The organism is Aeromonas sp. 1805 (assembly GCF_013085525.1).
Lineage (GTDB): Bacteria > Pseudomonadota > Gammaproteobacteria > Enterobacterales > Aeromonadaceae > Aeromonas > Aeromonas hydrophila.
Genome location: NZ_CP038515.1, coordinates 2,393,860 through 2,417,386, shown reverse-complemented (window position 1 = coordinate 2,417,386; position 23,527 = coordinate 2,393,860). Strand labels below are relative to the sequence as shown.

The window sequence follows — 23,527 nt, the reverse complement described above, 5'->3', positions numbered from 1 at the left end:
CGACCCCTGATGATTTTTTGAATACTGGAAACCCCATGCTGCAACTGCCGCCCCTCTCCCTCTATATCCACGTGCCCTGGTGTGTCCAGAAGTGCCCCTACTGCGACTTCAACTCCCATGCCCAGAAGGGGGAGCTGCCCCACCTCGAGTACGTGGCCGCCCTGCTGGAGGATCTGGAGCAAGACCTGCACTGGGCCCAGGGGCGCCCCCTCTCCTCCATCTTCATCGGTGGCGGCACGCCGAGTCTGCTCTCCGTGGAGGCCATGCAGGCGCTGCTGGACGGGGTGCGTGCGCGCATCGAACTCACCGCGGACTGCGAGATCACCATGGAGGCCAACCCGGGCACGGTGGAGGCGGACAAGTTCGCCGGCTTCCAGCGGGCCGGCATCAACCGCATCTCCATCGGGGTGCAGAGTTTCCAGCAGGAGAAGCTGACCCGGCTCGGCCGCATTCACGGCCCGGAAGAGGCGCGCAAGGCCGCCGCACTGGCTCACGCCATCAAACTGCCCACCTTCAACCTGGATCTGATGCACGGCCTGCCGGATCAGAGCCTGGCGGACGCACTCTCGGATCTGCAGCAGGCCATCGACTGCGCGCCGCCGCACCTCTCCTGGTATCAGCTCACCATAGAGCCGAACACGGCGTTTGCCTCCAAGCCGCCCACCCTGCCGGAGGATGACACCCTGTGGGACATCTACGAGCAGGGCCACGCCATGCTCACCGCCCACGGCTATCAGCAGTACGAGATCTCGGCCTATGCCAAGGCGGGCTACCAGTGTCGCCACAACCTCAACTACTGGCGCTTCGGCGACTATCTGGGGATCGGCTGCGGCGCCCACGGCAAGGTGACGGATCTCGCCAACCAGCAGATCCTGCGCACCGCCAAGGTGAAGCACCCGAAAGGTTATCTGGACCCGAGCCGCCCCTATCTGGACGAACAGTGGCAAGTGAGTGCGGACGATCTGCCGCTCGAGTACTTCATGAACCGGTTCAGATTGTTTGAACCGGCCCCCAAGGCGGAGTTCAAGGCCTACACCGGGCTGCCGCTGGAGCGGGTAGAGACCATGCTGACCATCGCCCAGAGCAAGGAGCTGATCGAAGATCTCGGCGACAGCTGGCAGCTCACGTCCCTCGGCCATCGCTATCTCAACGTGCTGCTCGAGCTCTTTATGGACGAGTGAGGTAACCGCCTTTCACCAGATGAAACACAAGCGGGGCGCCATGAGCGCCCCGCTTGTTTTGGTTCCAAGAACCTGTTCACGGTCTGTCGCGAGAGGCTGTCAGCAAGGTGAAGAGCAGCGCAGGAACCGGAGTGTGTAAGTACACATGAGGATTCCGAGCAGCACATGAGCCTTGATCACGGCCTCGCAGCAAGATCGTGGACAGGTTCCAAAGCAGGAACCCGCTCAGCAGCAGACGCGTACCATCTGCTGTTGACCGGGCTCCCACCGCTTGCCGTGCTTGGCCTTGCGCTGATAGCTGCCCTTGCCTTTCTTGCTCGGTTCGACCCGGGCCTGGAACAGGGGAGAGGTCACCAGTGCCTTGAGGTGGTTGTCCTGAATGATGCCGCGCTGATGTTCGCAGGCGGGCTCGGTGGTGACCCGGGTCACCTTCTTCTTGGCCATATCGGCTCCTTGATGCAGTTGTGTGTTTGCCCATCGCGCCAGCCACCACAGTTCCGGGACTGGCGGCGAAAAAACGTGCCGATTGTGCGCCTCTCCCGGCCCGCCTGCAAGGGGGCTGGCGGGATCCTCAGGCCGATTGGTAGACGACCCGCACCAGCCCGCTCGGCAGCACGCTGCTCGACACCGGTACCAGCGCGCCGGGCAACGGCCCTGCAAACAGCGGCACCCCGTCCCCCAGGGTGACCGGTACCCAGAACAGGATCAGCTCGTCCACCAGCGCGGCCTGCAGCCCCTGCCTGACCACCTCGCCGCCATCCAGATAAAGATGGCGGCTGCCCGCCTGCCACAGCTCGTCCAGCACCTGCGCCAGCGCCCCCTGCCGGAAGGAGACGAGCTCACGGGGAGCGGCGGGTCTGTGGGTCAATACCACCACCGGCTTGTCACCATAAAACCACTCGGGAAAGCCGAGCACAGTATCGTAGCTGTTGCGCCCCATCAGCAGGGTATCAACGCTCGCCATCAGTGCGCTGTAGCCGGTCTCTTCCTGGGAGTCGCCGTTGTAGGGCTCAAGCCAGGCCAGATCGCCCCCCTCCCCGGCAATGAAGCCGTCGAGGGAGAGGGCAAGAAAGGCGGATACCCGGGGCCGGCGCAGCTCAGTGCTCATGGTCGTGGTGCTCATGACGGGAGGGGGCGCCGGACTCCAGCGTCTCGAGGATGGCGCAGTGCTCCGCCGAGCGCGGACCGCCGCAGCAGATGTTGGAGAGCTCGCGCAGGTTGTCGCGAAAACGGGTCAGCTCGACGATCTTCTGCTCCACCTGTTCGAGCTTGGTGTCGGCCACCGCCTTCACCTCCTGACAGGTGACCTTGGCCTTGTTGGTATCGAGATCCAGCAATTCGCCGATGTCGGCCAACGAGAACCCCACCGACTTGGCGCGGATGATGAACTCCAGCCGTCGCTTGTCCTGCTCGCCATAGAGGCGATAGCCGGACTCGTTGCGAATGCCTGGCGAGATGAGACCATTCTTCTCGTAAAAACGCAGGGTATCCGCCTTCACCCCGCACGCCTTGGCCAGCTCCCCGATCCGATACATGCCTTTTCTCCCGTTGAATTTGCCACACAGCCACAACCGGCCCCCACTATCGCCCCTTTGCCCGGCGATTGCCAGCTGGCAGCGGGAAAGAGGACGCGGCCACCCTTTTGCCATCAAGAGACTGAAAAGACAAACGTTTCACAAAAACCAACCAGAAAACGTTTAACACCGCACCGGACAAGGCTTTGTCACTTTAAAAAATCCACCACGGGTCACATTTTTTGTGTAGAATACGCGCCCACAAGAGAGCGTCGCGTCAAGCGGGCATTTCCTAAAACGCTTTTGCCTGTCGGCAGGTTTTTCAGGCGAGAGCGGTTTGCGAAATCCCCCACTTCCATTTATTTGGGGACTCTCTGTGTTGAGCCTCGCCTCCCATGGAACGGTCCCCGTTATGCTGAGGACGATAGTGTGATGGAACAAGCTCGACCCATTCGCCGTGCACTGCTGAGTGTGTCTGACAAGACTGGCATCCTGGAATTTGCCAAGGCACTCAACGAACGTGGCGTGGCCCTGCTCTCCACCGGCGGTACCGCCAAGCTGCTGGCCGACGCCGGTCTGCCGGTGACTGAGGTCTCCGATTACACGGGATTCCCTGAAATGATGGATGGCCGGGTCAAGACCCTGCATCCCAAAGTCCACGGCGGCATTCTCGGCCGGCGCGAGCAAGACGACGCCATCATGGCTCAGCACGCTATCTCCCCCATCGACATGGTCGTGGTCAACCTCTATCCCTTCGCCGCGACCGTCGCCAAGCCCGGTTGTACCCTGGCAGATGCGGTCGAGAACATCGACATCGGCGGCCCGACCATGGTTCGCTCCGCCGCCAAGAACCACAAAGATGTGGCCATCGTGGTCAAGGCTGCCGACTATGACCGCGTCATCCGCGAGATGGATGGCAACGGCAACAGCCTGAAACTGGCGACCCGTTTCGATCTGGCCATTGCTGCCTTCGAACACACCGCCGCCTACGACGGCATGATCGCCAACTACTTCGGCACCATGGTTCCCTCTTACGGTGACAACAAGGAGGGTGACGAAGAGTCCCGCTTCCCGCGCACCTTCAACAGCCAGTTCATCAAGAAGCAGGACATGCGCTACGGCGAGAACAGCCACCAGGCCGCCGCCTTTTATGCCGAGGAGCAGGCCGCACCGGGCTCGGTGGCAAGCGCCATCCAGCTGCAGGGCAAGGCCCTCTCCTACAACAACATCGCCGATACCGACGCGGCGCTGGAGTGCGTCAAAGAGTTCGACCAGCCGGCCTGCGTCATCGTCAAGCACGCCAATCCGTGCGGCGTGGCCATTGGCAGCGACCTGCTGAGTGCCTACGAGCGCGCCTGGCAGACCGACCCCACCTCCGCGTTTGGCGGCATCATCGCCTTCAACCGTGAACTGGATGGCGCCACCGCCAAGGCCATCGTCGAGCGTCAGTTCGTCGAGGTGATCATCGCCCCCACCGTCAGCCAGGCGGCCCGCGACGCGGTCGCCGCCAAGCAGAACGTGCGGCTGCTCGAGTGCGGTCAGTGGACCGCGCCGGCGCAAGGCTTCGACTTCAAGCGCGTCAATGGCGGCCTGCTGGTGCAGGAGCGCGACCTTGGCATGGTGACGCTCGGGGATCTGACCGTGGTCAGCAAGCGTCAGCCCACCGAGGCCGAACTGAATGACCTGCTGTTCTGCTGGAAGGTGGCCAAGTTCGTCAAATCCAACGCCATCGTCTATGCCAAAGACGGCCAGACCATCGGCGTCGGCGCCGGCCAGATGAGCCGCGTCTACTCGGCCAAGATCGCCGGCATCAAGGCCGAGGATGAAGGGCTGACCGTGGCGGGCTCCGTCATGGCTTCCGATGCCTTCTTCCCGTTCCGCGACGGCATCGACGCCGCAGCGGCCGCCGGCATCTCCTGCGTCATCCAGCCCGGTGGCTCGATGCGCGACCAGGAGGTGATCGACGCCGCCGACGAACACGGCATGTGCATGCTGTTCACCAACATGCGCCACTTCCGTCACTGATGGATCAGGGCCGCCGTCGGCGGCCCTTTTGTTGTCTCTTTTCACCTGGCTATTTTCACCGGCGCAGGCTTTTGGCCCGCCAGTGACCCCGAATAGAAGCGAGCGATACGATGAAAGTACTGATCATTGGCAACGGCGGCCGTGAACACGCCCTGGCCTGGAAGGCCAAGCAATCCCCCCTGGTGACCCGGGTCTTCGTCGCCCCCGGCAATGCCGGCACCGCCCATGAAGGGAGCATCGAGAACGTGGCCATCTCCGCCACCGACATCCCGGCCCTGCTGGCGTTTGCCAAGGAGCAGCGCATCGGTCTGACCATCGTCGGGCCGGAAGCGCCGCTGGTGAAAGGGGTGGTCGATGCGTTCCGCGCCGAGGGGCTGGCCATCTTCGGCCCGACCGCCGCCGCCGCCCAGCTGGAAGGCTCCAAGGCGTTTGCCAAGGATTTTCTGGCCCGCCACGCCATCCCGACCGCCGAGTACCAGAACTTCACCGAGGTGGAGCCGGCGCTGGCCTACCTGCGCGAGAAGGGCGCCCCCATCGTCATCAAGGCTGACGGCCTGGCCGCCGGCAAGGGGGTCATCGTTGCCATGACCCTGAGCGAAGCGGAAGAGGCGGTCCGCGACATGCTCTCCGGCAACGCCTTTGGCGACGCCGGGGCCCGGGTGGTGATCGAGGAGTTTCTGGACGGGGAAGAGGCGAGCTTCATCGTCATGGTGGACGGCGAGCACGTGCTGCCGATGGCCACCAGCCAGGATCACAAGCGAGTCGGTGATGGCGATACCGGCCTCAACACCGGCGGCATGGGCGCCTACTCCCCCGCCCCCGTGGTCACGGCCGACGTGCACCGCAAAGTGATGGAGCAGGTGATCATGCCGACCGTGCGCGGCATGGCGGCCGAGGGCAACGTCTACACCGGTTTCCTCTACGCCGGTCTGATGATCGACGGCCAGGGCAATCCTAAGGTGATCGAGTTCAACTGCCGCTTCGGCGATCCCGAAACCCAGCCCATCATGCTGCGCATGCGCTCCGATCTGGTGGAGCTCTGCCTGGCTGCCTGTGCCGGCAAGCTGGATCAGGTCGACGCCATCTATGACCCCCGCGTCGCCATCGGTGTGGTGCTGGCGGCGGGCGGCTACCCCGGCGACTACCAGCAGGGCAAGCCCATCAGCGGCCTGCCGGTGGAAGAGGCGAGCGGCGAGAAGGTATTCCACGCCGGCTCGCAGCTGGAAGGCGATACCGTGGTGACCGCCGGTGGCCGCGTGCTGTGCGCCACTGCCCTCGGCCACAGCGTAGCCGAGGCACAAAAGCGGGCCTATCAGCTGGCAGGTCGCATCAAGTGGGACGGCGTCTTCTACCGTCACGACATCGGCTGGCGCGCCATCGAGCGTGAACAGCAGCAGTAATCAACAGGGCCCGCAAGGGCCCTCTCTTCATCTGACGTTATCTCGCTGTCACGCAGCCGGCACATGGTTCGAATGGCCTGGTTCGCTTGGCTCAGCAACTTCCTTACATCTCCCCCTTCCCTGTTACCCTTTGTGACAAAAAACAGCAATATTCACAAACAGTTCACGCACTGTCATGGCATCATGCCTGTGATGAATCCAAACACGGGTTCATAAGAAGCCACTTAGAATCGATAAGCATGTCGTTTAAATAAGGAAATCCCATGTTGAAAACTGTTCGCCCCCTGTTGCTGCCCCTGATGTTTGGCCTGATGACCCTGCCCGCCATGGCCGGTGAGCTGGAACAGCCGATGAAGAAGATCGGCTTCAACTACAAGCAGGCGGTCAAGGCCGACGATGCCGCCACCATGGAAAAATACATCAACGAGATGAAGGCGCAGTTCGACATCGCCAAGCAGAAGAACATGCCGGCCGCCAAGAAAGAGAAGTTCCTGGAAGGCATGAACGAAGTACAGACCGAACTGGATGCCAGCCTGGCAGCCCTCAAGGCGGGTGACGAAGCCAAGGCGCGCGAGCACCTGGCCAAGGTCAACGACCTGAAGAAGGAGTACCACAAATATGCCAAGCAAAAAGGCTGATCCCTTTCACTGGGATAGTCTGGTCCGCCTCACCCACTGGGGTGTGGCGGCCATCTGTATCGGCAACCTCTGGCTCAACGAGGCGGGCGAGGAGTGGCACGAGCGGCTGGGTTACCTGGCCATCGCCCTGATCAGCCTGCGCCTGGCGTGGGGGCTCTCGTTTGCCAAGGGCCATGCCCGGTTGCGAGCCCTCATCCCAAGCCGGGAAGATTTTCGCCAGCAAGCGGTGGAGCTGCGTGAGCGCACGCCACCGGCCCCCGGTCACCACGGCAGCGGCAAGCTGGCGGTCTGGACACTCTGGCTGCTGATCCTGGCCACCGCCGGCACCGGCTGGTTCCAGAATACCGAGATGGGGTTCGAGCTGGGAGCGGACGACTGGCACGTCTGGTGTACCTGGGCCCTGCAGGGCATGATAGCGCTGCACCTGCTGGCCATCCTGTTCACCTCCTGGCGCCAGCGCAGCAATCTGGTGAAACGCATGTTGCCAAGGCGCCGTGACAAGGCCCGGGCCTTGCCGCAGGAATCCGACGCCTGAATACTCATGGGGCCCTGCTGGGCCCCTGTTCACTGCTCTGCCACTCCCCTGAGCCCACACTACCTGCCTGTCCCCAGCTCTTGCCCTCTCTTTCGCCACTTGCATCGCTAGGGGCCATGAAAGCATTTTCATTCACATTTCTTAATTAATTCAGGCTGTTCGATTTTCAACCACGGCGATTTCATGAATGCTACTGAGCTGAACGAGGTTGTTCGTTGTCCGTTCGACTACACGACAGTGATATGTCAATAACAAGATCGAAGGGAAAATCGTCATGCACAGCACACTGCTTCGAACCGCCCTGCTGACGGCGGCACTCGGCTCTTTCAGCCACACTGCCACCGCCGAAGGGGTCATGGTTCACCTGTTCCAATGGAAGTTCAACGACATCGCCAACGAGTGCGAAACCGTGCTCGGGCCCAAGGGGTTCGGGGGCGTCCAGATCACCCCGCCGGCCGAGCACAAGCTGGGCAGCCAGGTCTGGTGGACCGTCTATCAACCCGTCAGCTTCAAGAATTTCAACAGCTTCGGTGGTAGCGAGGCGGAACTCAGAAGCATGATCGCCCGCTGCAACGCAGCCGGGGTCAAGGTCTATGCCGACGCCGTCTTCAACCAGCTGGCATCGGGCTCAGGCACCGCCACCGGTGGCGGCAGCTACAACGCGGGACAATACCAGTATCCCCAGTTCGGCTACAACGACTTCCACCACAGCGGCGACATCACCAACTACGGCGACAGCAACAACGTCTGGAATGGCGCCCTCTACGGTATGCCGGATCTCAATACCGGCTCTCCCTACGTGCAGGATCAGATCGCCACCTACATGAAGACCCTGCTCGGCTGGGGCGTGGCGGGCTTTCGTATCGATGCGGCCAAACACATGGCCCCGACCGACGTGAAGGCCATCCTCGACAAGGCGGGCGGCCCCAGGGCCTACCTGGAGGTGATCGGCGCAGGCGGGGAGTCCCCCGACATCCAGCCCGGGCGCTACACCTACATCGATACCGTCACCGACTTCAAATACGGCACCGATCTCGCCGCCAACTTCAACGGCCAGATCAAGAACCTCAAGACGCTGGGCGAGAGCTGGGGCCTGCTCCCCTCCGCTAAGGCCTTCGTCTTCGTGGTCAACCACGACCGCGAACGCGGCCACGGTGGAGGTGGCATGCTCACCTTCATGAGCGGTGCTCGCTACGATCTGGCCAACACCTTCATGATGGCCTGGCCCTATGGCTGGAAGCAGGTGATGTCGGGCTATCGCTTCGAAAACATGAGCACCTATGAAACCGACAAGGGGGCACCGGGCAGCACACCTTGCACGGACAGCCAGTGGAACTGCGAACAGCGCCGGCCGACCATCATGAACATGGCCCTGTTCCACAACCGGACAGAAGGCCAACCGGTCAGCAACTGGTGGGACAACGGCAACAACCAGATCGCTTTCGGCCGCGGTGACAAGGGCTTCGTCGCCATCAACAACGAGAGCGGCAGCCTGGTGGCCTCGCTGCAGACCGCGCTGCCGGCCGGCGAGTACTGCAACCTGCTGGGGGGCAACGACTACTGCAGCGGCGGCTATGTCACCGTCGACGGCAGTGGCAAGGCCAGCCTGAATGTGCCCGGCATGAAGGCGGCCGCCATCATCGCCGGTTGCACCAAGGCCAGCCCCTGCGGTGGTTCCGCCCTGCCGGGCGCCAAGTTCAGCAGCATGAACCTGCGCGGTACCCACAACGCCTGGGGCAATACCCCCATGACCGTCGATGCCAACCGTGTCTGGTCAGCCACCCTCACCCTGACCGGCAACGGTGATGCCACCGGCGCCCAGCGCTTCAAGTTCGACGTCTTCGGCAATTGGGCCGAAAACTACGGCGACAACGAAGGGGATGGCATCGCCGACAAGGGCAGCAGCAAGGACATTTTGGTCAGCGGGGCGGGCAGCTACCGCATCACCCTGAACGAAAGCGATCTGCGTTATACGGTCACCCCCCTCACCAGCAACCAGGCGCCGGTGGCCGCCCTCTCTCCCAAGACACTCAGCGTCAAGGCGGGTGAGAGCGTGGTGTTCGATGCCTCCGCCTCCCGCGACGACGGGGGTGTGGTGAGCTACAGCTGGTCCAGCGGTGGCACCGCCGCCACGGAGACGGTCCGGTTCGATACCCCGGGCACCCATACCGTGACGGTCACCGTGACCGATGCAGAAGGGTTGACCGCCAGTGCCAGCGCTACCGTGACCGTCACCGACGACAACGGCACCTACGCTAGCGTGCTGCCCACCCTGAATTTTCGTGGCACTCCCAATGCCTGGGGCTCCCTTGCCATGACGCTGGTCGCCGACAATCAGTGGGAAGCCTTGGTCACCTTCGATGGTCAGGCAAACCAGCGCTTCAAGTTCGACGTCAAGGGGGACTGGAGCAAGAACTATGGTGACATCAACAAGGATGGGGTGGCCGAACTGGCCGGCAGTGACATCCTGACCTCGGTCACCGGCCAGTACCGGGTACGCTTCAACGATCAGACCCTGCAATACAGCCTGACCCCGGTCAGCGTCGGCTACGCGAAGAACTTCGCCAGCCTGAACATTCGCGGCACCACCAACAACTGGGGGGCCACCCCCATGTCGCTGGTAGGCGATCACCTCTGGCAGGCCAGCGTCACCTTCACCGGTAGCGGCGATGGCAACGGCGGTCAGCGCTTCAAGTTCGACGTCAAGGGCGATTGGACCCAGAACTACGGCGACACCAACAGGGACGGTGTGGCCGAGCTGGCCGGCGCCGACATCACCACGGCTGTGGTCGGTGTCTATGTGGTGCGCTTCAACGACCAGACGCTGGCCTATAGTCTGAACGCCCAGTAAGGCTCAATACGCTCGGTCACCAGACCCTGAAGCACTGAACCAGGCTTCCCACCATCGGCGGGAGGCCTTTTTTATGGCGTCATGCCACCGCTCCAGCCGGCAGCTCAGCAGGCTGATGACCTGGCACCATGCCCAGGCTCATCTCAAACCATGCCCCCTCAACGCCGAGAAAAGGCACAATCAAGGTTACAGCGCATCGCACGCAAGCCGAACAGCATGATCACATGACCAGCCTGCCCGGCAGACTTGAGCGAGAGGTTAAGGCTATCCCTTACTCTTGCAGAAGGCCGCCACAGCGAGACTCTGCGATGCCTCACTGTGCGAAACCTTGTCCGGTTCTGGTTGTTTGTATTGCGCTATAGGCCGCACTATGGGCCGTACCATGAAGCGCATGCCCAGGGCCGGCGCCGGTGAACGACAGAAACGACAAAGCCGCTCAAGAGAGCGGCTTTGTCTGAAAATGGTGGCCCCTGGGGGACTTGAACCCACGACCAATCGATTATGAGTCGACTGCTCTGACCAACTGAGCTAAGGGGCCATTGATACTGGTTTGCGGCGTGGATTATAGGGGATGGCGGATACCCCGTCCATAGGCATATCAACCACTTGGCGAGATTTCATCCATATTCAAGCGGTTCCGTGACTCATCTTCACGCCCCCGTCATCACGGATAAAACAAAGCCCCGCATGGCGGGGCTTTTTGACAGCGGTTACGGGTTGACCCCGTCCGGGATTACTCGTCCAGGAAGCTGCGCAGTACTTCGGAGCGGCTCGGATGGCGCAGCTTGCGCAGCGCCTTGGCTTCGATTTGACGAATACGCTCACGGGTAACGTCGAACTGCTTGCCCACTTCCTCGAGGGTGTGGTCAGTGTTCATGTCGATACCGAAGCGCATGCGCAGTACCTTGGCCTCGCGGGCGGTCAAGCCGGCCAGCACTTCGCGGGTGGCGTTGCGCAGGCTCTCGCTGGTAGCAGCATCCGCTGGCAAAGCCAGGGTGGTATCTTCGATGAAGTCGCCCAAGTGGGAATCTTCATCATCACCGATGGGCGTCTCCATGGAGATGGGCTCTTTGGCGATCTTCAATACCTTGCGGATCTTGTCTTCCGGCATGCCCATGCGCATGGCCAGCTCTTCCGGGTTCGGTTCACGACCCATCTCCTGCAGCATCTGACGGGAGATACGGTTGAGCTTGTTGATGGTCTCGATCATGTGTACCGGGATACGGATGGTACGGGCCTGATCCGCGATGGAGCGGGTAATGGCCTGACGGATCCACCAGGTTGCATAGGTCGAGAACTTGTAGCCACGACGGTATTCAAACTTGTCTACCGCCTTCATCAGACCGATGTTGCCCTCCTGGATCAGATCCAGGAACTGCAGACCACGGTTGGTGTACTTCTTGGCGATAGAGATAACCAGACGCAGGTTGGCCTCGACCATCTCTTTCTTGGCGCGGCGGGCCTTGGCCTCACCGATGCTCATGCGACGGTTGATGTCCTTGATCTGGGCGATGGACAGACCGGTCTCTTCCTCGATCTGCTGCAGCTTGCCGATGGCGCGCAGCACATCTTCGTCCATCTCGACCAGCCGCGGTGACCAGGCCTTGCCGGCCTGCTTCTGGTACTCGAACCAGGCAGTTTCGCACTCGTTGTTGGTGAAGGCCGCGACGAAGGTCTTCTTCGGCATCTTGGCCTGCTCAACACAGAGTTTCATGATGATGCGTTCCTGCACGCGGACCCGCTCCATCATCTCGCGCATGTTGTTGACCAGGCGATCGAACTGCTTGGGCATCAGGCGGAATTGACGGAATACATCGGCCAGCTGGGCAATCGCAGCCTGAGTATCTTCGTGTGCACGACCATTCTGCTGAATGGAGAGACGAGTTACTTCGTACTGGGCGCGCAGATCACCGAACTTCTCGCGAGCGACTTCCGGATCCGGACCACCGTCGCCATCATCGTCGGAGTCATCACCATCACCGTCTTCGTCTTCGTCTTCGTCTTCATCTTCGTCAGCCAGATCTTCTTCGCTGAGCTCGGAGCCGATGTGAGTGGCGGTCGGGGCGACGTCATCGGTCTCGTTGGGATCGATGAAGCCGGAAATGATGTCGGACAGACGCAGCTGTTCCGCTTCGTATTTGTCGTATTGCTCAAGCAGATAGGTAATCGCTTCCGGGTACTCGGCGACGGAGCTTTGTACCTGGTTGATACCGTCTTCGATGCGCTTGGCGATGTCGATTTCGCCTTCGCGAGTCAACAGTTCGACGGTACCCATTTCCCGCATGTACATGCGGACGGGATCGGTCGTACGACCAATCTCGGATTCAACAGATGCCAGTGCCTGGGCCGCTGCTTCGGCAGCGTCCTCATCGGCGGTACCACCTTCAGCCATGATAAGGTCATCGGCATCCGGGGCGTTTTCCACCACTTGGATGCCCATGTCGTTGATCATCTGGATGATGTCTTCGATCTGGTCAGAGTCGACAATGTCTTGCGGGAGGTGATCGTTCACCTCGGCATAGGTCAGGTAGCCCTGTTCTTTACCTTTGGCAACGAGGAGTTTAAGCTGAGACTGCGGGGTTTGCTCCATAGAACTCATCCGGTTGGTGTTGCTAGGTTGCGCGTACAGTGCGCTGCTGCGCAAATAGCCAATTCTAATAGAAAACCGCCAGACATGCTATGTCTGGTTGCGGCGTCGGTCATGAGAAACCCCTGCCCGCAGTATTGTCGGGGCCAGGCGGTTATAAAATGTTTGCTTTTAATCCCGTCGATTCGGGCAACGGTATTCATATTGGGGTTAATCACTCAAATATCAAGCCCCACTCTCATTTCTTTTCTCAATTTGCACCTCTCTGATCAGCATCATCAGCTCTTGAGTTTCCTCAGAGCTTAGCCCTTCCTGCGCCACCTTGGCCTGCAATTCCTCGATGCGCTGCTTCAGGAACAGGTTGATGAAACCGACGAAAGTATCCTGCAATTCTCCCAGAATATCCGGCTCCTGGTCGAGTTTTACCTCTTCAAACAGATCGTGCATCGCCAGTTGCGCCAGGATCTCTCCCTCTTTGGTGCCACGCCAGTGCTCCAGCAGGATGCCCGTCGTGACCCCGGGCTGAGTCAGGATCTGTTGATGCAACTGCAGCAAGAATCGGATGCCCTGCAGGCGCAGTCCAGCTAGTTCAGGCATGGCCGGCAGCTCGGCCGTGATCGCCGGATACTGCACCATCAGTGCCAGCGCCCGGCGCAGCGGTGTCAGCTTGGCCGCCTTGGGCTTGTTGACCTCGGCCTTCGGCTGACTGTTGCGGGCAAACAGTTCGGCGATCCGCTGCTTGTTCTCGCCCCAACGCATCATGCTGGAGAGGCGGGTGATCAACCCTTCACGTGTGAAACCTTCCGGGACTCGCCGGATCAGCTCGGCGGCCTTGTTGGCCACTTCAAACTTGCCAGCCTCACCGGAAAGTGCCGCATCGCGCCCGAGGCGCTCAAACATGAAGTCGGCGAACGGCTGGGCCTGGTCGAGCAGAGCTTCAAATCCCTCCTTGCCGATCTGACGCACCAGCGAGTCGGGATCCTCACCATCTGGCAAAAAGACGAACTTGAGTTCACGGCCGTCCTGCAGGTGGGAGAGCGCGTTGTCCAGCGCCCGCCAGGCCGCTTCCCGACCGGCGTTGTCGCCGTCGTAGCAGCAGACGACCTCGGCCGTGGTGCGAAACAGGGTATGGATATGGTCGCTGGTGGTCGCGGTACCCAGTGCCGCCACCGCATAATCGATGTCGTACTGGCCAAGCGCCACCACATCCATATAGCCTTCCACCACCAGGATCCGGCGCGGATCCTTGTGTGCCTGTTTGACCTCGTAAAGGCCGAACAACTCCCGCCCCTTGTGGAAGATGGGTGTTTCCGGCGAGTTCAGGTACTTGGGCGTCCCCTCCCCCAGCACCCGGCCACCAAAACCGATGACCCGGCCACGCTTGTCACGGATCGGGAACATGATGCGATCGCGAAAGCGATCATAACTGCCGGGCCCGCTGTCACGAGTGATCAGCATGCCGCCCGAGATGAGCAACTGCTCGTGCTCCCGGCTGGCACCAAAGCGCCGACGCACCTGATCCCAATCGGCAGGGGCATACCCAATGTTGAAACGCTTGACCACTTCACCGGTCAGACCGCGCCCCTTCAGGTATTCCACCGCCTGCGGTGCGTTCTTGAGATTGCTCTCGTAGAAACGGGCAATCTGGTTCATCAGCTCGAACAGATCCTTGCTGACCGCTGGTTGGCTGCTGCTCGCCCCACCGGCTGTCTGCTCACGAGGGACCTGCATGCCGTGCAGGCTGGCAAGCTCTTCAATGGCATCGGGAAATTCGAGCCCGTCATACTCCATGACAAAGCCGATGGCATTGCCGTGAGCGCCACAGCCGAAGCAGTGATAGAACTGCTTCTCCTGACTGACAGTAAAAGAGGGGCTTTTTTCGTTATGAAAAGGGCAGCAAGCCTGGTAGTTCTTACCGGCTTTCTTCAGCCGCACCCGCGAGTCGATCAACTCGACGATATCGGTGCGTACGAGCAGATCATCGATGAAGGATTGTGGGATCCTGCCTGCCATAACCGTCCTGTTTCATTGCATAGAAAATAAAAAAGCCGCGCATTCCCAGGGAAGCACGGCTTCTTTGACCAAACAAGAGAGTTGCCTGTTACGCCAAGCGGGTTTTCACCTGAGCACTGACGGCGCCGACATCGGCACGCCCCTGAATTTTCGGCTTCAAGACAGCCATGACTTTGCCCATGTCAGCCATGACGGCAGCACCACTTTCAGCGATGGCTTGCTCAATCAGTGCGGCAATTTCGGCTGCAGTCAGCTGTTGCGGCAGGAACTCCTGCAACACAACGATCTCTGCGGACTCTTTGTCGGCAAGATCCTGGCGACCGGCAGCTTCAAATTGACTGATGGAATCACGACGCTGTTTGACCATTTTGGTGACCACAGCGAGGATATCCTGATCATTGAGCTCAACACGGGTATCAACTTCACGTTGCTTGATTTCAGCCATCAACAAACGGATCGCTCCCAAGCGAGCCTTGTCTTTGGCAAGCATGGCGAGTTTTTGTTGATCCTTGAGTTGATCCTTCAGCGACACGGCATGAACCCTTGATTAGTACAGGCGGATACGACGTGCGTTTTCGCGGGACAGCTTCTTGGCGTGACGCTTAACGGCAGACGCTTTGGCACGCTTGCGAATGGTAGTCGGCTTCTCGTAGAACTCACGGCTACGAACTTCGGACAGGATACCGGCTTTTTCGCAAGAACGCTTGAAGCGACGCAGAGCAACGTCAAACGGCTCATTTTCACGGACTTTGATTACTGGCATGTGCCTTTCACCTCAGTGATAAATTGTTAGCTGACCTTCAATCGATCAGCATGTCTTAAAATGGTGCGAAATTATACTCTGGACAGGGAATGAAAGTAAACCCGCAGAGATCGCTCTGGTTTAAAAAACCCGCGAAGGTTACCATAGCCGTCTCATTTTAGCAGTGAAATTTTTTAGCAATGCGTGTATTGGGCATAGAGACATCCTGTGACGAAACCGGGATCGCGATCTTCGACGATCAAAAAGGGATCCTTTCCCACCAGTTGTATAGCCAGGTCAAGCTGCATGCGGACTACGGCGGCGTTGTTCCAGAGCTGGCCAGCCGGGATCACGTCCGCAAGACGATCCCCTTGATCCAGGCCGCGTTGCGAGAGGCGGGACTGGGCAAGGACGACATCGACGGCATAGCCTACACCGCAGGTCCGGGCCTGGTTGGCGCCATTCTGGTGGGGGCCACCATAGGCCGCTCGCTGGCGATGGCCTGGAACAAGCCGGCCATTGCCGTGCACCACATGGAAGGCCACCTGCTGGCACCCATGCTGGAAGAGCGAGCCCCCGAGTTTCCCTTCGTGGCGCTGCTGGTCTCCGGCGGCCACTCCATGCTGGTTCGGGTCGATGGTATCGGCAGCTATCAACTGCTGGGCGAGTCGATCGATGATGCTGCCGGCGAGGCGTTTGACAAGACGGCCAAGCTGATGGGATTGGATTACCCAGGTGGCCCCCTGCTCTCCCGGCTGGCCGAGAAGGGCACCACTGGGCGCTTCACCTTCCCGCGTCCCATGACCGACCGCCCCGGGCTCGACATGAGCTTCTCCGGCCTCAAGACCTTCGCCGCCAACACCATCGCCGCCAACGGTGATGATGAACAGACCCGCGCCGATATCGCCCGAGCGTTTGAAGACGCGGTAGTCGACACCCTGGCCATCAAGTGTCGCCGTGCCTTGAAGGAGACCGGCCTCAATCGCCTGGTGGTGGCCGGCGGCGTCAGCGCCAACCGTCATCTGCGCGCCCAGCTGGCAGAGTTGATGGAGAGCCTCAAGGGGGAAGTGTTCTACCCGCGCACCGAATACTGCACCGACAATGGCGCCATGATCGCCTATGCCGGCATGCAGCGCCTGAAAGCCGGGGTGTTCGAGCCACTGGCAGTCAAGGCTGTACCACGCTGGCCGCTGGACACCCTGGATCCGGTTTGATCCAGCGGATCCAGTCAGCATGAAAAAGGGGCCTTTGGCCCCTTTTGGTTTTGCTTGGTAAGCATCTTCACTCACTAGCAACCCTTAGTTGGTACGGAACAGCGCCTCGATGGAGAGCCCCTGCCCCAGCAGGATCTCCCGCAAGCGGCGCAGCCCTTCTACCTGAATCTGGCGAACCCGCTCGCGGGTCAGCCCAATCTCGGCGCCCACGTCTTCCAGTGTCGCCGGCTCATAGCCGAGTAGACCGAAGCGACGGGCCAGTACCTCGCGTTGTTTGGGGTTCAGCTCCTCCAGCCAGTGCACGATGCTGGCGCGCATGTCGTCATCCTGGGACTCCAGCTCAGGCCCCATGCCGCGCTCGTCGGAGAGCACATCCAGCAGCGCCTTGTCGCGATCGCCACCGATGGGGGTATCGACCGAGGTGATCTTCTCGTTGAGCTTGAGCATGCGATTCACATCGTCTACCGAGCGATCCAGCGCGAAGGCGATATCTTCCGCCGTCGGTTCATGATCGAGCCGATGGGAGAGTTCGCGGGCGGTGCGCAGATAGACGTTCAGCTCCTTGACCACATGAATGGGCAGACGAATGGTACGGGTCTGATTCATGATGGCCCGCTCTATGGTCTGACGGATCCACCAGGTGGCATAGGTAGAGAAACGGAAACCGCGCTCGGGATCGAATTTCTCGACTGCGCGGATGAGGCCGAGGTTGCCCTCTTCGATAAGATCGAGCAGCACTAGGCCGCGATTGTTGTAGCGACGGGCGATCTTGACCACCAGTCGCAAATTGGACTCGATCATGCGCTTGCGGGCGGCTTTGTCACCTCGCAAGGCACGACGGGCGTAATAGACTTCTTCTTCGGCGGTGAGCAGAGGGGAGAAGCCAATCTCCCCGAGATAGAGCTGGGTGGCGTCCATCACCTTGTTCAGTTCAGGCGCCATCAGTTCATCGGAAATCGTCTCTTCGGCCTCGGCCGCGACTTCCTGAACTTCTTCCTCTTCGTGGGTCTCCAGCTCTTCGTCGAACTCTAACTCTGCATCCTGCATAACCAGTTGTTCTTGGCTCATGGCGTGTCTCCCTGACCGGCACCAGAGTAAGACTTAACTCTCTGGGTCTAACGCTTTGGCAAATGGCTCATCGGGTTAATCGACTTGCCTCTGTACCGGATTTCAAAGTGCAACCGCACATCCGGCGCGTCCGTGCTACCCATGTTGGCAATGACTGATCCGCCTTTGACGCTGTCCCCTTCCTTCACTCGCAACTCGTCGTTGTGGGCGTAAGCAGAGAGGTAGTCATCATCATGCTTGAGAATGATCAGCTTGCCATAACCCCTCAGTGCGCTACCGGCATAGACGACTTTGCCGCCGCTCGCCGCGTAGATGGGTTGCCCCTTCTGACCGGCGATATCTATGCCCTTGTTACCCTGTTCTGCAACAGAGAAACCTTCGACGATCCGGCCCTTGGTAGGCCAGTGCCAAGATAGCTTGCTGTAGGAATTGTCTGATTTTTGTTCTTTTACCTGAGCGTATTCTTTTGAAGATGGCTGAGCAATCGTTTTCTGTTTGATAAATGGAGTGGTCGTACCTGAGGTCGCTGGCGCCAGGGGTTTGGGGCCGGAGCTCTGGGTCACCACCGGGCGAGTCGCCGCCACCATCTGACCACTGCCGCTGCTGGCGGACTGTACATTCAGCACCTGCCCGACCTGGAGGGCAAAGGGTGCCTGCAGATTGTTGCTTTGTGCCAGAGTCTGATTCGACATGCCAAACTGGCGGCCAATGCTGCTCAGCGTATCCCCTGGACGGACCTGATAGGTACCTGCACTGCGCGCAACGGCCATAGTGCTGCCGGAGGCATCGAGCCGGATCTGTTGGCCCGGATAGATGTTGTAGGGGGGGCTGATGCCGTTGAGACTGGCCAGCGAGGGCACGTCATTGCCCGAATTGAAGGCGATGGAGTAGAGGGTGTCCCCTTTTTTCACCGTGTAGCTGTTGCCCTGAATGGCGGGCTGGGCAGCCATCTGGCGAGCCGGAATGGTAGAGACGAGACCATCATTGCCCAATCCTTGTACCGGAGCAGCAGTCTTACTGGAAGAGCAAGCGAGCAGCAGCCATGACAACACGACGACACTGCTTCCTTGCCAAACACGCGAACGCATAGTGGATCCTTTAACGACTAAACCAGAAATAGGCCACAACGGCCAAACCAATACAGAGCCAACCCAGCACATCCACATAGTGCATCAGCTTGCGCTCCATCTTCTCGCCACCCCAGCGCATCAGGCCTGCCACCAGGAAAAAGCGCATGCCACGCCCGATCAGCGAGGTCACGATGAAGGGCAGCAGTGCCATTTGCAACAGGCCGGCCGTCACGGTAAACACCTTGTAGGGGATCGGCGTGAAACTGGCAATAAAAATCACCCAGATGCCCCACTGCTCGAACCATTGCCGAGCCAGGGCAATCTTGTCTTCATAACCCACCGAGACTACCAGCGGCTGGACCACCGGCTCCCACAGGGCATAACCGAGCAGATAGCCGAACAGCGCGCCCAGCACGGAGAACAGGGTCGCCAATGCGGCGTAGTGCCAGGCCTTGTGCGGTCTGGCCAGCGCCATGGGGGCCAGCATTACGTCCACCGGAATGGGCCAGAACACCGACTCGATGAAGGCGGTGATCGCCAGATACCAGGGGGCATACTTGTGGCGTGCCCACTGCATCACCAGCACATAGAGGCGGGAAAACAACTTCACTCGACATCTCCGTCAATCAGGGGGACGAAACGGACCGGCTCCAGGATCCGGCTGGTCAGCTGGGAGCCCGACCGTTCGATCAGCTGCAGGGTCTGCTGGCTGTCCCCCACCGGCAACACCAGCCGGCCGCCGTCGGCCAGCTGGTCGGTGAGGGCCGTCGGCACCTCGCTGGCGGCAGCAGTGACCAGAATGGCGTCGAAGGGCCCCTTGTTGGGCCAGCCCAACCAACCATTGCCGTGCTTGGCGGAGACATTGTGCAGATCGAGCTGACGCAGCCGGCGCCGGGCCTGGAACTGCAGCGACTTGATCCGCTCCACCGTATAGACGTGCTCCACCAGATGAGCCAGCACCGCCGTCTGATAACCCGAGCCAGTGCCGATCTCCAGCACATGGGCCGGATCGTTCTGGATCAGCAGCTCGGTCATCCGCGCCACCATGTAGGGTTGCGAGATGGTCTGACCGTGGCCGATGGGTAACGCCGTATTGTCCCAGGCCTTGTGGGCCATGGCTTCATCCACGAACAGCTGGCGCGGCACCTTGGCAATCGCCGCGAGTACGCGGAAATCGCGAATGTCCTGCGCGATCAGCTGGTTTAACAGGCGCTGTACTATCACACCTTCATCCCTGCAGGTCCAACCAAGCCCCCAGCCCCGCCAGACTGCTGTAGGCAGTCATATCGATGGTCAGGGGGGTGATCGAGACGTAGCCCTGCTCGATGGCGGCGAAATCCGTGCCTTCGCCCGCATCTTGCTGGCTGCCGGGGGGGCCAATCCAGTAGATAGGCTGACCACGGGGATCCTCGCTGCATATGACCGACTCCGCCCGGTGGCGGTTGCCAAGGCGCGTAACCCTGATCCCCTTGATCTGGTCGAGGGGCAGGTCCGGCACATTGACGTTGAGGATCTGATCGGCGGGCAGCGGGTGCACCATCATACCCTTCACCAGCTGGGCGGCGTAGTGGGCCGCCGTGGCGAAATGGGTCTTGCCTACCAGCGAGATGGCCAGCGAGGGGAAGCCGAGGTGGCGTCCCTCGGTTGCCGCCGCCACCGTGCCCGAGTAGATCACGTCATCCCCCAGGTTGGCACCGTGGTTGATGCCGGCCACCACCATGTCAGGCTCCGGGCGCACCAGCTCGTTGACCGCCAGGTGCACGCAGTCGGTCGGCGTTCCCTTCACCGCATGATATCCGGTTTCGGCGATGCGGGTGACCCGCAGCGGCACTTCCAGCGTCAGGGAATGACTCGCCCCGCTGCGATTACGATCCGGCGCCACCACGATGACCTCGCCACAGGCAGCCAGCGCCTCACTAAGGGCTCTTATGCCCTCCGCATGCACACCGTCATCATTACTGACCAGAATTCTCATCGGACTGATTCCTGAAACCATGATCGGCCTCTTCGGCCTGCATTAACTCGCGCACCACGCTGGTGGCAAACGCCCCGGCCGGCAGGAAGAACGACAGGGTCAGCACGGCACCCTCCAGCTGCCAGCTCATGGCTTGCGGCTTGAGCAGCAGCGGGCGGCGGTCCTGTTCCAGCCCGGCTTTCTCCAGGCCATCACACCAATCGTGATAGGGGGCCAGCACGCTCTGCTCGAACTCGGCGGCTGCCCCCTGGCTGGCCAACCGGCCACGGCCCCACTGGGGCGCGGTGAGCTGCACGTCGCCTGAGGCGAGACGCACCGCCAGCTCAGGGGTCACGCCCTCTTCGCTGAAGATGGAGTGGCTGCCCTTGAGCATCACACAGTCGCCGGCCAGCAGCTGATGGGCCAATCCCTGCTCGATGCGGGCACTGACGATGGCATTGAACAGCATGCTGCGGGCAGCGGAGAGATAGAGGGAGCGCTTGTTGCGATCCTTGATCCGCTTGCCGGCGAACATCGCCTTGGCCGCCTCCAGATTGTTGCCGCCCCGGCCAAAACGCTGCTCGCCGTAATAGTTGGGCACCCCCTGCTCCGCGATGGCCTGCAGGCGAGATTCCAGACCGTCGGCCTGCTCCAACCCGGTGAGGCGCAGGATGAAGTGGTTGCCCTTGAGATAGCCGACCCGCAGCTTCTTGTTGTGGCGCTTCACCTGCAGGATCTGGATGCTGTCACTCTCGATGACGGAGAGATCAGGTTCTGCCTTGCCCGGCAGATGAATGCCGAACCACTGCTCGGTCACCGCGTGGCGATCTTTCAGCCCGGCCCAGGTCACCGCATTGCGGTTGACCCCGGCCGCATCGGCCAGCAGGCCAGCCACCCAGGCGGTATTCTCCCCGGTTTTACGCACCCGGACGAAGATGTGTTCCCCCTCGCCGCAGGGTTCAAACCCGAGATCTTCATTGACCACGAAATCGGCGGCTTGCGCCTTGAGGATGCCACGGGCAGTCGGCGCCCCGTGCAGATAGGCAAGTTGTTCCAGCATTATTGTTTCACCAGTAAGACGACGGCTTCGGTGGCGATCCCTTCCTTGCGCCCCGTGAATCCCAGCTGTTCGGTGGTGGTCGCCTTGACGTTCACCCGGTTCAAATCACATTGCAGATCGGCGGCCAGCACGGCGCACATGGCTTCGATATGCGGCGCCATCTTGGGCGCCTGGGCAATGATGGTCACATCCAGGTTGCCGATGGCATAGCCCGACTGCCGCACCCGGGCAAACACGTCTCGCAGCAGGATGCGGCTGTCGATCCCCTTGAACTCGGCCGCAGTGTCGGGAAAGTGACGGCCGATATCGCCGGCACCGATGGCGCCGAGCAGCGCATCGCTCACCGCGTGCAGCACCACGTCACCATCGGAGTGAGCCAGCAGGCCCTGCTCATACGGCACCGCCACCCCGCCCAGCATGCAGGGGCCAACCCCACCAAACTTGTGTACATCAAAACCATGTCCAATCCGGATCATGCCAGCTCCTCTGTGGGTGAATCGGGTTGCGCCGGCTGGCGCGCGTTCTGTTGCTGCAAATAGAGCCCCGCCAGAGAGAGATCCTCCGGCCGGGTCACCTTGATATTGTCGGCTCGTCCTTCCACCATCCGCACCGTGAAACCGGCACGCTCCATGGCGGAGGCCTCGTCGGTGATGGTGGCCCCCAGCGCCAGTCCCTCTTCCAGTGCCCGCAGCAGAGGACGGGTGGGAAACATCTGGGGGGTCAGGGCATGCCAGAGCTGCTCGCGATCGACGGTGGCGAGGATGTTGCCCGCCCCGTCGGATCGCTTCATGGTGTCGCGCACCCGGCTGCCGAGGATGGCGCCATCACAGGCCATGGCGGTGGCAATCAGGGCATCGAGATCGCCGTGGGTCAGACAGGGGCGGGCGGCGTCGTGCACCAGCACCCACTCCCCTGCGGCCACGTGCAACGCGTTGAGCACGGAAAAGGCCCGCTCGGCGCCCCCTTCCACTCGCAGGATCCTCGGATCGGCGGCCACGGCCAGGGCGTCGAACCAGCGGTCATGGGGAGCCAGCGCCACGATCACCTGAGCGATGGCCGGGTGGGAGAGCAGCCGGGTCAGGGTATGTTCCAGAATGGTTCGACCCGCCAGCTGCAGATACTGTTTGGGGCACTCGGCCCCCATTCGGCTGCCGATACCCGCGGCCGGGACGATGGCGGTCAGCCCGGGGCGGAGATCAGTCATCGTAGGCTGCGTCCCCGGAGCTGGAACCCTTGTCTTTGTCCTTGGGGATGATCCGATAGAAGGTCTCGCCCTGCTTGATGTAGCCAAGATCGTTGCGCGACAGCTCCTCGATGGCTTCCAGGCCCGAGGTCAGATCGTCGATCTCGCGATAAATCAGGTTGTTGCGATCCTTGAGTACCAGATTGTCCTGCTGCTGCCGGGTGATGGCATCGGACAGCTCATGATAGTCAGACAGGCCGTTCTTCCCCAGCCAGAGGTCATATTGAAGCCCCCCCAACAGGAGAAGCAGGATAAGAGTGAGTAGCCGCATGCACTGAGTCTCCTTCAAGCGGCCTAGTTTCCCATATTCGCAGGCAAGACAAAAGAAAGCCTGTGCCCCGGATGGGTTGGGCCGGAATAAAAAATGCAGAAACCCGCCGTGGCGGCGGCAGAAACGAAAAAGCCCCGCCGATTGGCGGGGCTTTGCAAAGC

The 23,527-nt window shown here is 60.9% G+C and carries 23 protein-coding genes and 1 tRNA gene; 7 read left to right on the top strand and 17 right to left on the bottom strand.

Annotated features, from left to right (window positions below; genetic code table 11):
• Positions 1-35: 35 nt before the first annotated feature.
• Entirely contained in the window at positions 36-1,181 is a 1,146-nt protein-coding gene (hemW, locus tag E5E96_RS11480; RefSeq protein ID WP_171282188.1) for a radical SAM family heme chaperone HemW, read from the top strand.
• A gap of 225 nt (positions 1,182-1,406) precedes the next feature.
• On the opposite strand, the gene E5E96_RS11475 is transcribed toward hemW, so the two are convergent.
• From E5E96_RS11475 to zntR, 3 genes are all read right to left on the bottom strand, one after another.
• On the bottom strand, positions 1,407-1,625 hold the full coding sequence (locus E5E96_RS11475) for an alternative ribosome-rescue factor A (RefSeq protein ID WP_017410628.1): 219 nt from the start codon (positions 1,623-1,625) through the stop codon (positions 1,407-1,409).
• Positions 1,626-1,752: 127 nt separating this feature from the next.
• The gene (locus tag E5E96_RS11470; protein ID WP_171282187.1) at positions 1,753-2,289 is read right to left on the bottom strand and encodes a dihydrofolate reductase family protein; all 537 of its coding nucleotides are present in this window, start codon (positions 2,287-2,289) and stop codon (positions 1,753-1,755) included.
• Positions 2,279-2,716, bottom strand: coding sequence for a Zn(2+)-responsive transcriptional regulator (gene zntR / locus E5E96_RS11465; protein WP_005309469.1), 438 nt, complete (start codon positions 2,714-2,716; stop codon positions 2,279-2,281). Before zntR ends, E5E96_RS11470 begins: the two co-directional genes overlap by 11 nt.
• Before the next feature lie 411 nt (positions 2,717-3,127).
• Here zntR and purH point away from each other — a divergent pair, with 411 nt between their 5' ends.
• From purH to E5E96_RS11440, 5 genes are all read left to right on the top strand, one after another.
• A complete protein-coding gene (purH, locus tag E5E96_RS11460; protein ID WP_011704787.1) occupies positions 3,128-4,720 on the top strand; it encodes a bifunctional phosphoribosylaminoimidazolecarboxamide formyltransferase/IMP cyclohydrolase in 1,593 nt (530 codons plus the stop codon).
• A gap of 110 nt (positions 4,721-4,830) precedes the next feature.
• Positions 4,831-6,120 carry a phosphoribosylamine--glycine ligase gene (purD, locus tag E5E96_RS11455; RefSeq protein WP_101150534.1) on the top strand — a complete coding sequence of 430 codons (1,290 nt, stop codon included), beginning with the start codon at positions 4,831-4,833 and terminating at the stop codon, positions 6,118-6,120.
• 263 nt (positions 6,121-6,383) lie between these two features.
• Positions 6,384-6,758: a cytochrome b562 gene (locus tag E5E96_RS11450; RefSeq protein ID WP_011704785.1), complete on the top strand. Its 375-nt coding sequence runs from the start codon at positions 6,384-6,386 to the stop codon at positions 6,756-6,758.
• Positions 6,739-7,293: a cytochrome b/b6 domain-containing protein gene (locus tag E5E96_RS11445; RefSeq protein WP_043165776.1), complete on the top strand. Its 555-nt coding sequence runs from the start codon at positions 6,739-6,741 to the stop codon at positions 7,291-7,293. Before E5E96_RS11450 ends, E5E96_RS11445 begins: the two co-directional genes overlap by 20 nt.
• A gap of 274 nt (positions 7,294-7,567) precedes the next feature.
• Positions 7,568-10,144: an alpha amylase C-terminal domain-containing protein gene (locus E5E96_RS11440; protein ID WP_171282186.1), complete on the top strand. Its 2,577-nt coding sequence runs from the start codon at positions 7,568-7,570 to the stop codon at positions 10,142-10,144.
• A 461-nt stretch (positions 10,145-10,605) separates the two neighbouring features.
• On the opposite strand, the gene E5E96_RS11435 is transcribed toward E5E96_RS11440, so the two are convergent.
• From E5E96_RS11435 to rpsU, 5 genes are all read right to left on the bottom strand, one after another.
• Positions 10,606-10,682: transfer RNA gene (locus tag E5E96_RS11435), tRNA-Ile, on the bottom strand.
• Between the two features lie 195 nt (positions 10,683-10,877).
• The gene (gene rpoD, locus E5E96_RS11430) at positions 10,878-12,773 is read right to left on the bottom strand and encodes an RNA polymerase sigma factor RpoD (protein ID WP_263642045.1); all 1,896 of its coding nucleotides are present in this window, start codon (positions 12,771-12,773) and stop codon (positions 10,878-10,880) included.
• Positions 12,774-12,956: 183 nt separating this feature from the next.
• Positions 12,957-14,744, bottom strand: coding sequence for a DNA primase (gene dnaG / locus E5E96_RS11425; RefSeq protein ID WP_024946181.1), 1,788 nt, complete (start codon positions 14,742-14,744; stop codon positions 12,957-12,959).
• 88 nt (positions 14,745-14,832) lie between these two features.
• Positions 14,833-15,276: a GatB/YqeY domain-containing protein gene (locus tag E5E96_RS11420; protein WP_016349543.1), complete on the bottom strand. Its 444-nt coding sequence runs from the start codon at positions 15,274-15,276 to the stop codon at positions 14,833-14,835.
• A gap of 15 nt (positions 15,277-15,291) precedes the next feature.
• Entirely contained in the window at positions 15,292-15,507 is a 216-nt protein-coding gene (gene rpsU, locus E5E96_RS11415) for a 30S ribosomal protein S21 (RefSeq protein WP_005309452.1), read from the bottom strand.
• A gap of 179 nt (positions 15,508-15,686) precedes the next feature.
• On the opposite strand from rpsU, the gene tsaD reads away from it, so the two are divergent.
• Positions 15,687-16,700: a tRNA (adenosine(37)-N6)-threonylcarbamoyltransferase complex transferase subunit TsaD gene (tsaD, locus tag E5E96_RS11410; protein ID WP_024946180.1), complete on the top strand. Its 1,014-nt coding sequence runs from the start codon at positions 15,687-15,689 to the stop codon at positions 16,698-16,700.
• A gap of 84 nt (positions 16,701-16,784) precedes the next feature.
• Here the strand turns inward: tsaD and rpoS are convergent, their stop codons facing one another.
• Genes rpoS through ftsB form a run of 9 tightly spaced genes read right to left on the bottom strand, consistent with a single transcriptional unit; the run spans position 16,785 to position 23,366 of the window.
• On the bottom strand, positions 16,785-17,768 hold the full coding sequence (gene rpoS, locus E5E96_RS11405; RefSeq protein ID WP_011704778.1) for an RNA polymerase sigma factor RpoS: 984 nt from the start codon (positions 17,766-17,768) through the stop codon (positions 16,785-16,787).
• Positions 17,769-17,815: 47 nt separating this feature from the next.
• Positions 17,816-18,856 (bottom strand): peptidoglycan DD-metalloendopeptidase family protein, encoded by a 1,041-nt coding sequence (locus tag E5E96_RS11400; protein ID WP_029302383.1) that lies wholly within the window; start codon positions 18,854-18,856, stop codon positions 17,816-17,818.
• Between the two features lie 10 nt (positions 18,857-18,866).
• Positions 18,867-19,448, bottom strand: coding sequence for a YqaA family protein (locus tag E5E96_RS11395; protein WP_016349540.1), 582 nt, complete (start codon positions 19,446-19,448; stop codon positions 18,867-18,869).
• The gene (locus E5E96_RS11390) at positions 19,445-20,062 is read right to left on the bottom strand and encodes a protein-L-isoaspartate(D-aspartate) O-methyltransferase (protein ID WP_011704775.1); all 618 of its coding nucleotides are present in this window, start codon (positions 20,060-20,062) and stop codon (positions 19,445-19,447) included. Before E5E96_RS11390 ends, E5E96_RS11395 begins: the two co-directional genes overlap by 4 nt.
• 4 nt (positions 20,063-20,066) lie before the next feature.
• A complete protein-coding gene (surE, locus tag E5E96_RS11385; RefSeq protein WP_017410638.1) occupies positions 20,067-20,813 on the bottom strand; it encodes a 5'/3'-nucleotidase SurE in 747 nt (248 codons plus the stop codon).
• On the bottom strand, positions 20,794-21,852 hold the full coding sequence (truD, locus tag E5E96_RS11380; protein WP_029302384.1) for a tRNA pseudouridine(13) synthase TruD: 1,059 nt from the start codon (positions 21,850-21,852) through the stop codon (positions 20,794-20,796). Before truD ends, surE begins: the two co-directional genes overlap by 20 nt.
• Positions 21,852-22,328 carry a 2-C-methyl-D-erythritol 2,4-cyclodiphosphate synthase gene (gene ispF, locus E5E96_RS11375; protein WP_171282185.1) on the bottom strand — a complete coding sequence of 159 codons (477 nt, stop codon included), beginning with the start codon at positions 22,326-22,328 and terminating at the stop codon, positions 21,852-21,854. Before ispF ends, truD begins: the two co-directional genes overlap by 1 nt.
• Positions 22,325-23,056: a 2-C-methyl-D-erythritol 4-phosphate cytidylyltransferase gene (ispD, locus tag E5E96_RS11370; protein ID WP_065479379.1), complete on the bottom strand. Its 732-nt coding sequence runs from the start codon at positions 23,054-23,056 to the stop codon at positions 22,325-22,327. Before ispD ends, ispF begins: the two co-directional genes overlap by 4 nt.
• The gene (gene ftsB / locus E5E96_RS11365) at positions 23,049-23,366 is read right to left on the bottom strand and encodes a cell division protein FtsB (RefSeq protein WP_011704770.1); all 318 of its coding nucleotides are present in this window, start codon (positions 23,364-23,366) and stop codon (positions 23,049-23,051) included. The genes ispD and ftsB overlap by 8 nt, the downstream gene beginning before the upstream one ends.
• Positions 23,367-23,527 lie beyond the last annotated feature (161 nt).

Bases quoted from the DNA above. Each gene is read 5' to 3' on its own strand.
- hemW (WP_171282188.1), top strand. From the start codon at position 36: ATGCTGCAACTGCCGCCCCTCTCCCTCTATATCCACGTGCCCTGGTGT.
- E5E96_RS11475 (WP_017410628.1), bottom strand. From the start codon at position 1,625: ATGGCCAAGAAGAAGGTGACCCGGGTCACCACCGAGCCCGCCTGCGAA.
- E5E96_RS11470 (WP_171282187.1), bottom strand. From the start codon at position 2,289: ATGAGCACTGAGCTGCGCCGGCCCCGGGTATCCGCCTTTCTTGCCCTC.
- zntR (WP_005309469.1), bottom strand. From the start codon at position 2,716: ATGTATCGGATCGGGGAGCTGGCCAAGGCGTGCGGGGTGAAGGCGGAT.
- purH (WP_011704787.1), top strand. From the start codon at position 3,128: ATGGAACAAGCTCGACCCATTCGCCGTGCACTGCTGAGTGTGTCTGAC.
- purD (WP_101150534.1), top strand. From the start codon at position 4,831: ATGAAAGTACTGATCATTGGCAACGGCGGCCGTGAACACGCCCTGGCC.
- E5E96_RS11450 (WP_011704785.1), top strand. From the start codon at position 6,384: ATGTTGAAAACTGTTCGCCCCCTGTTGCTGCCCCTGATGTTTGGCCTG.
- E5E96_RS11445 (WP_043165776.1), top strand. From the start codon at position 6,739: ATGCCAAGCAAAAAGGCTGATCCCTTTCACTGGGATAGTCTGGTCCGC.
- E5E96_RS11440 (WP_171282186.1), top strand. From the start codon at position 7,568: ATGCACAGCACACTGCTTCGAACCGCCCTGCTGACGGCGGCACTCGGC.
- dnaG (WP_024946181.1), bottom strand. From the start codon at position 14,744: ATGGCAGGCAGGATCCCACAATCCTTCATCGATGATCTGCTCGTACGC.
- rpsU (WP_005309452.1), bottom strand. From the start codon at position 15,507: ATGCCAGTAATCAAAGTCCGTGAAAATGAGCCGTTTGACGTTGCTCTG.
- tsaD (WP_024946180.1), top strand. From the start codon at position 15,687: ATGCGTGTATTGGGCATAGAGACATCCTGTGACGAAACCGGGATCGCG.
- rpoS (WP_011704778.1), bottom strand. From the start codon at position 17,768: ATGAGCCAAGAACAACTGGTTATGCAGGATGCAGAGTTAGAGTTCGAC.
- E5E96_RS11400 (WP_029302383.1), bottom strand. From the start codon at position 18,856: ATGCGTTCGCGTGTTTGGCAAGGAAGCAGTGTCGTCGTGTTGTCATGG.
- surE (WP_017410638.1), bottom strand. From the start codon at position 20,813: ATGAGAATTCTGGTCAGTAATGATGACGGTGTGCATGCGGAGGGCATA.
- truD (WP_029302384.1), bottom strand. From the start codon at position 21,852: ATGCTGGAACAACTTGCCTATCTGCACGGGGCGCCGACTGCCCGTGGC.
- ispF (WP_171282185.1), bottom strand. From the start codon at position 22,328: ATGATCCGGATTGGACATGGTTTTGATGTACACAAGTTTGGTGGGGTT.
- ispD (WP_065479379.1), bottom strand. From the start codon at position 23,056: ATGACTGATCTCCGCCCCGGGCTGACCGCCATCGTCCCGGCCGCGGGT.
- ftsB (WP_011704770.1), bottom strand. From the start codon at position 23,366: ATGCGGCTACTCACTCTTATCCTGCTTCTCCTGTTGGGGGGGCTTCAA.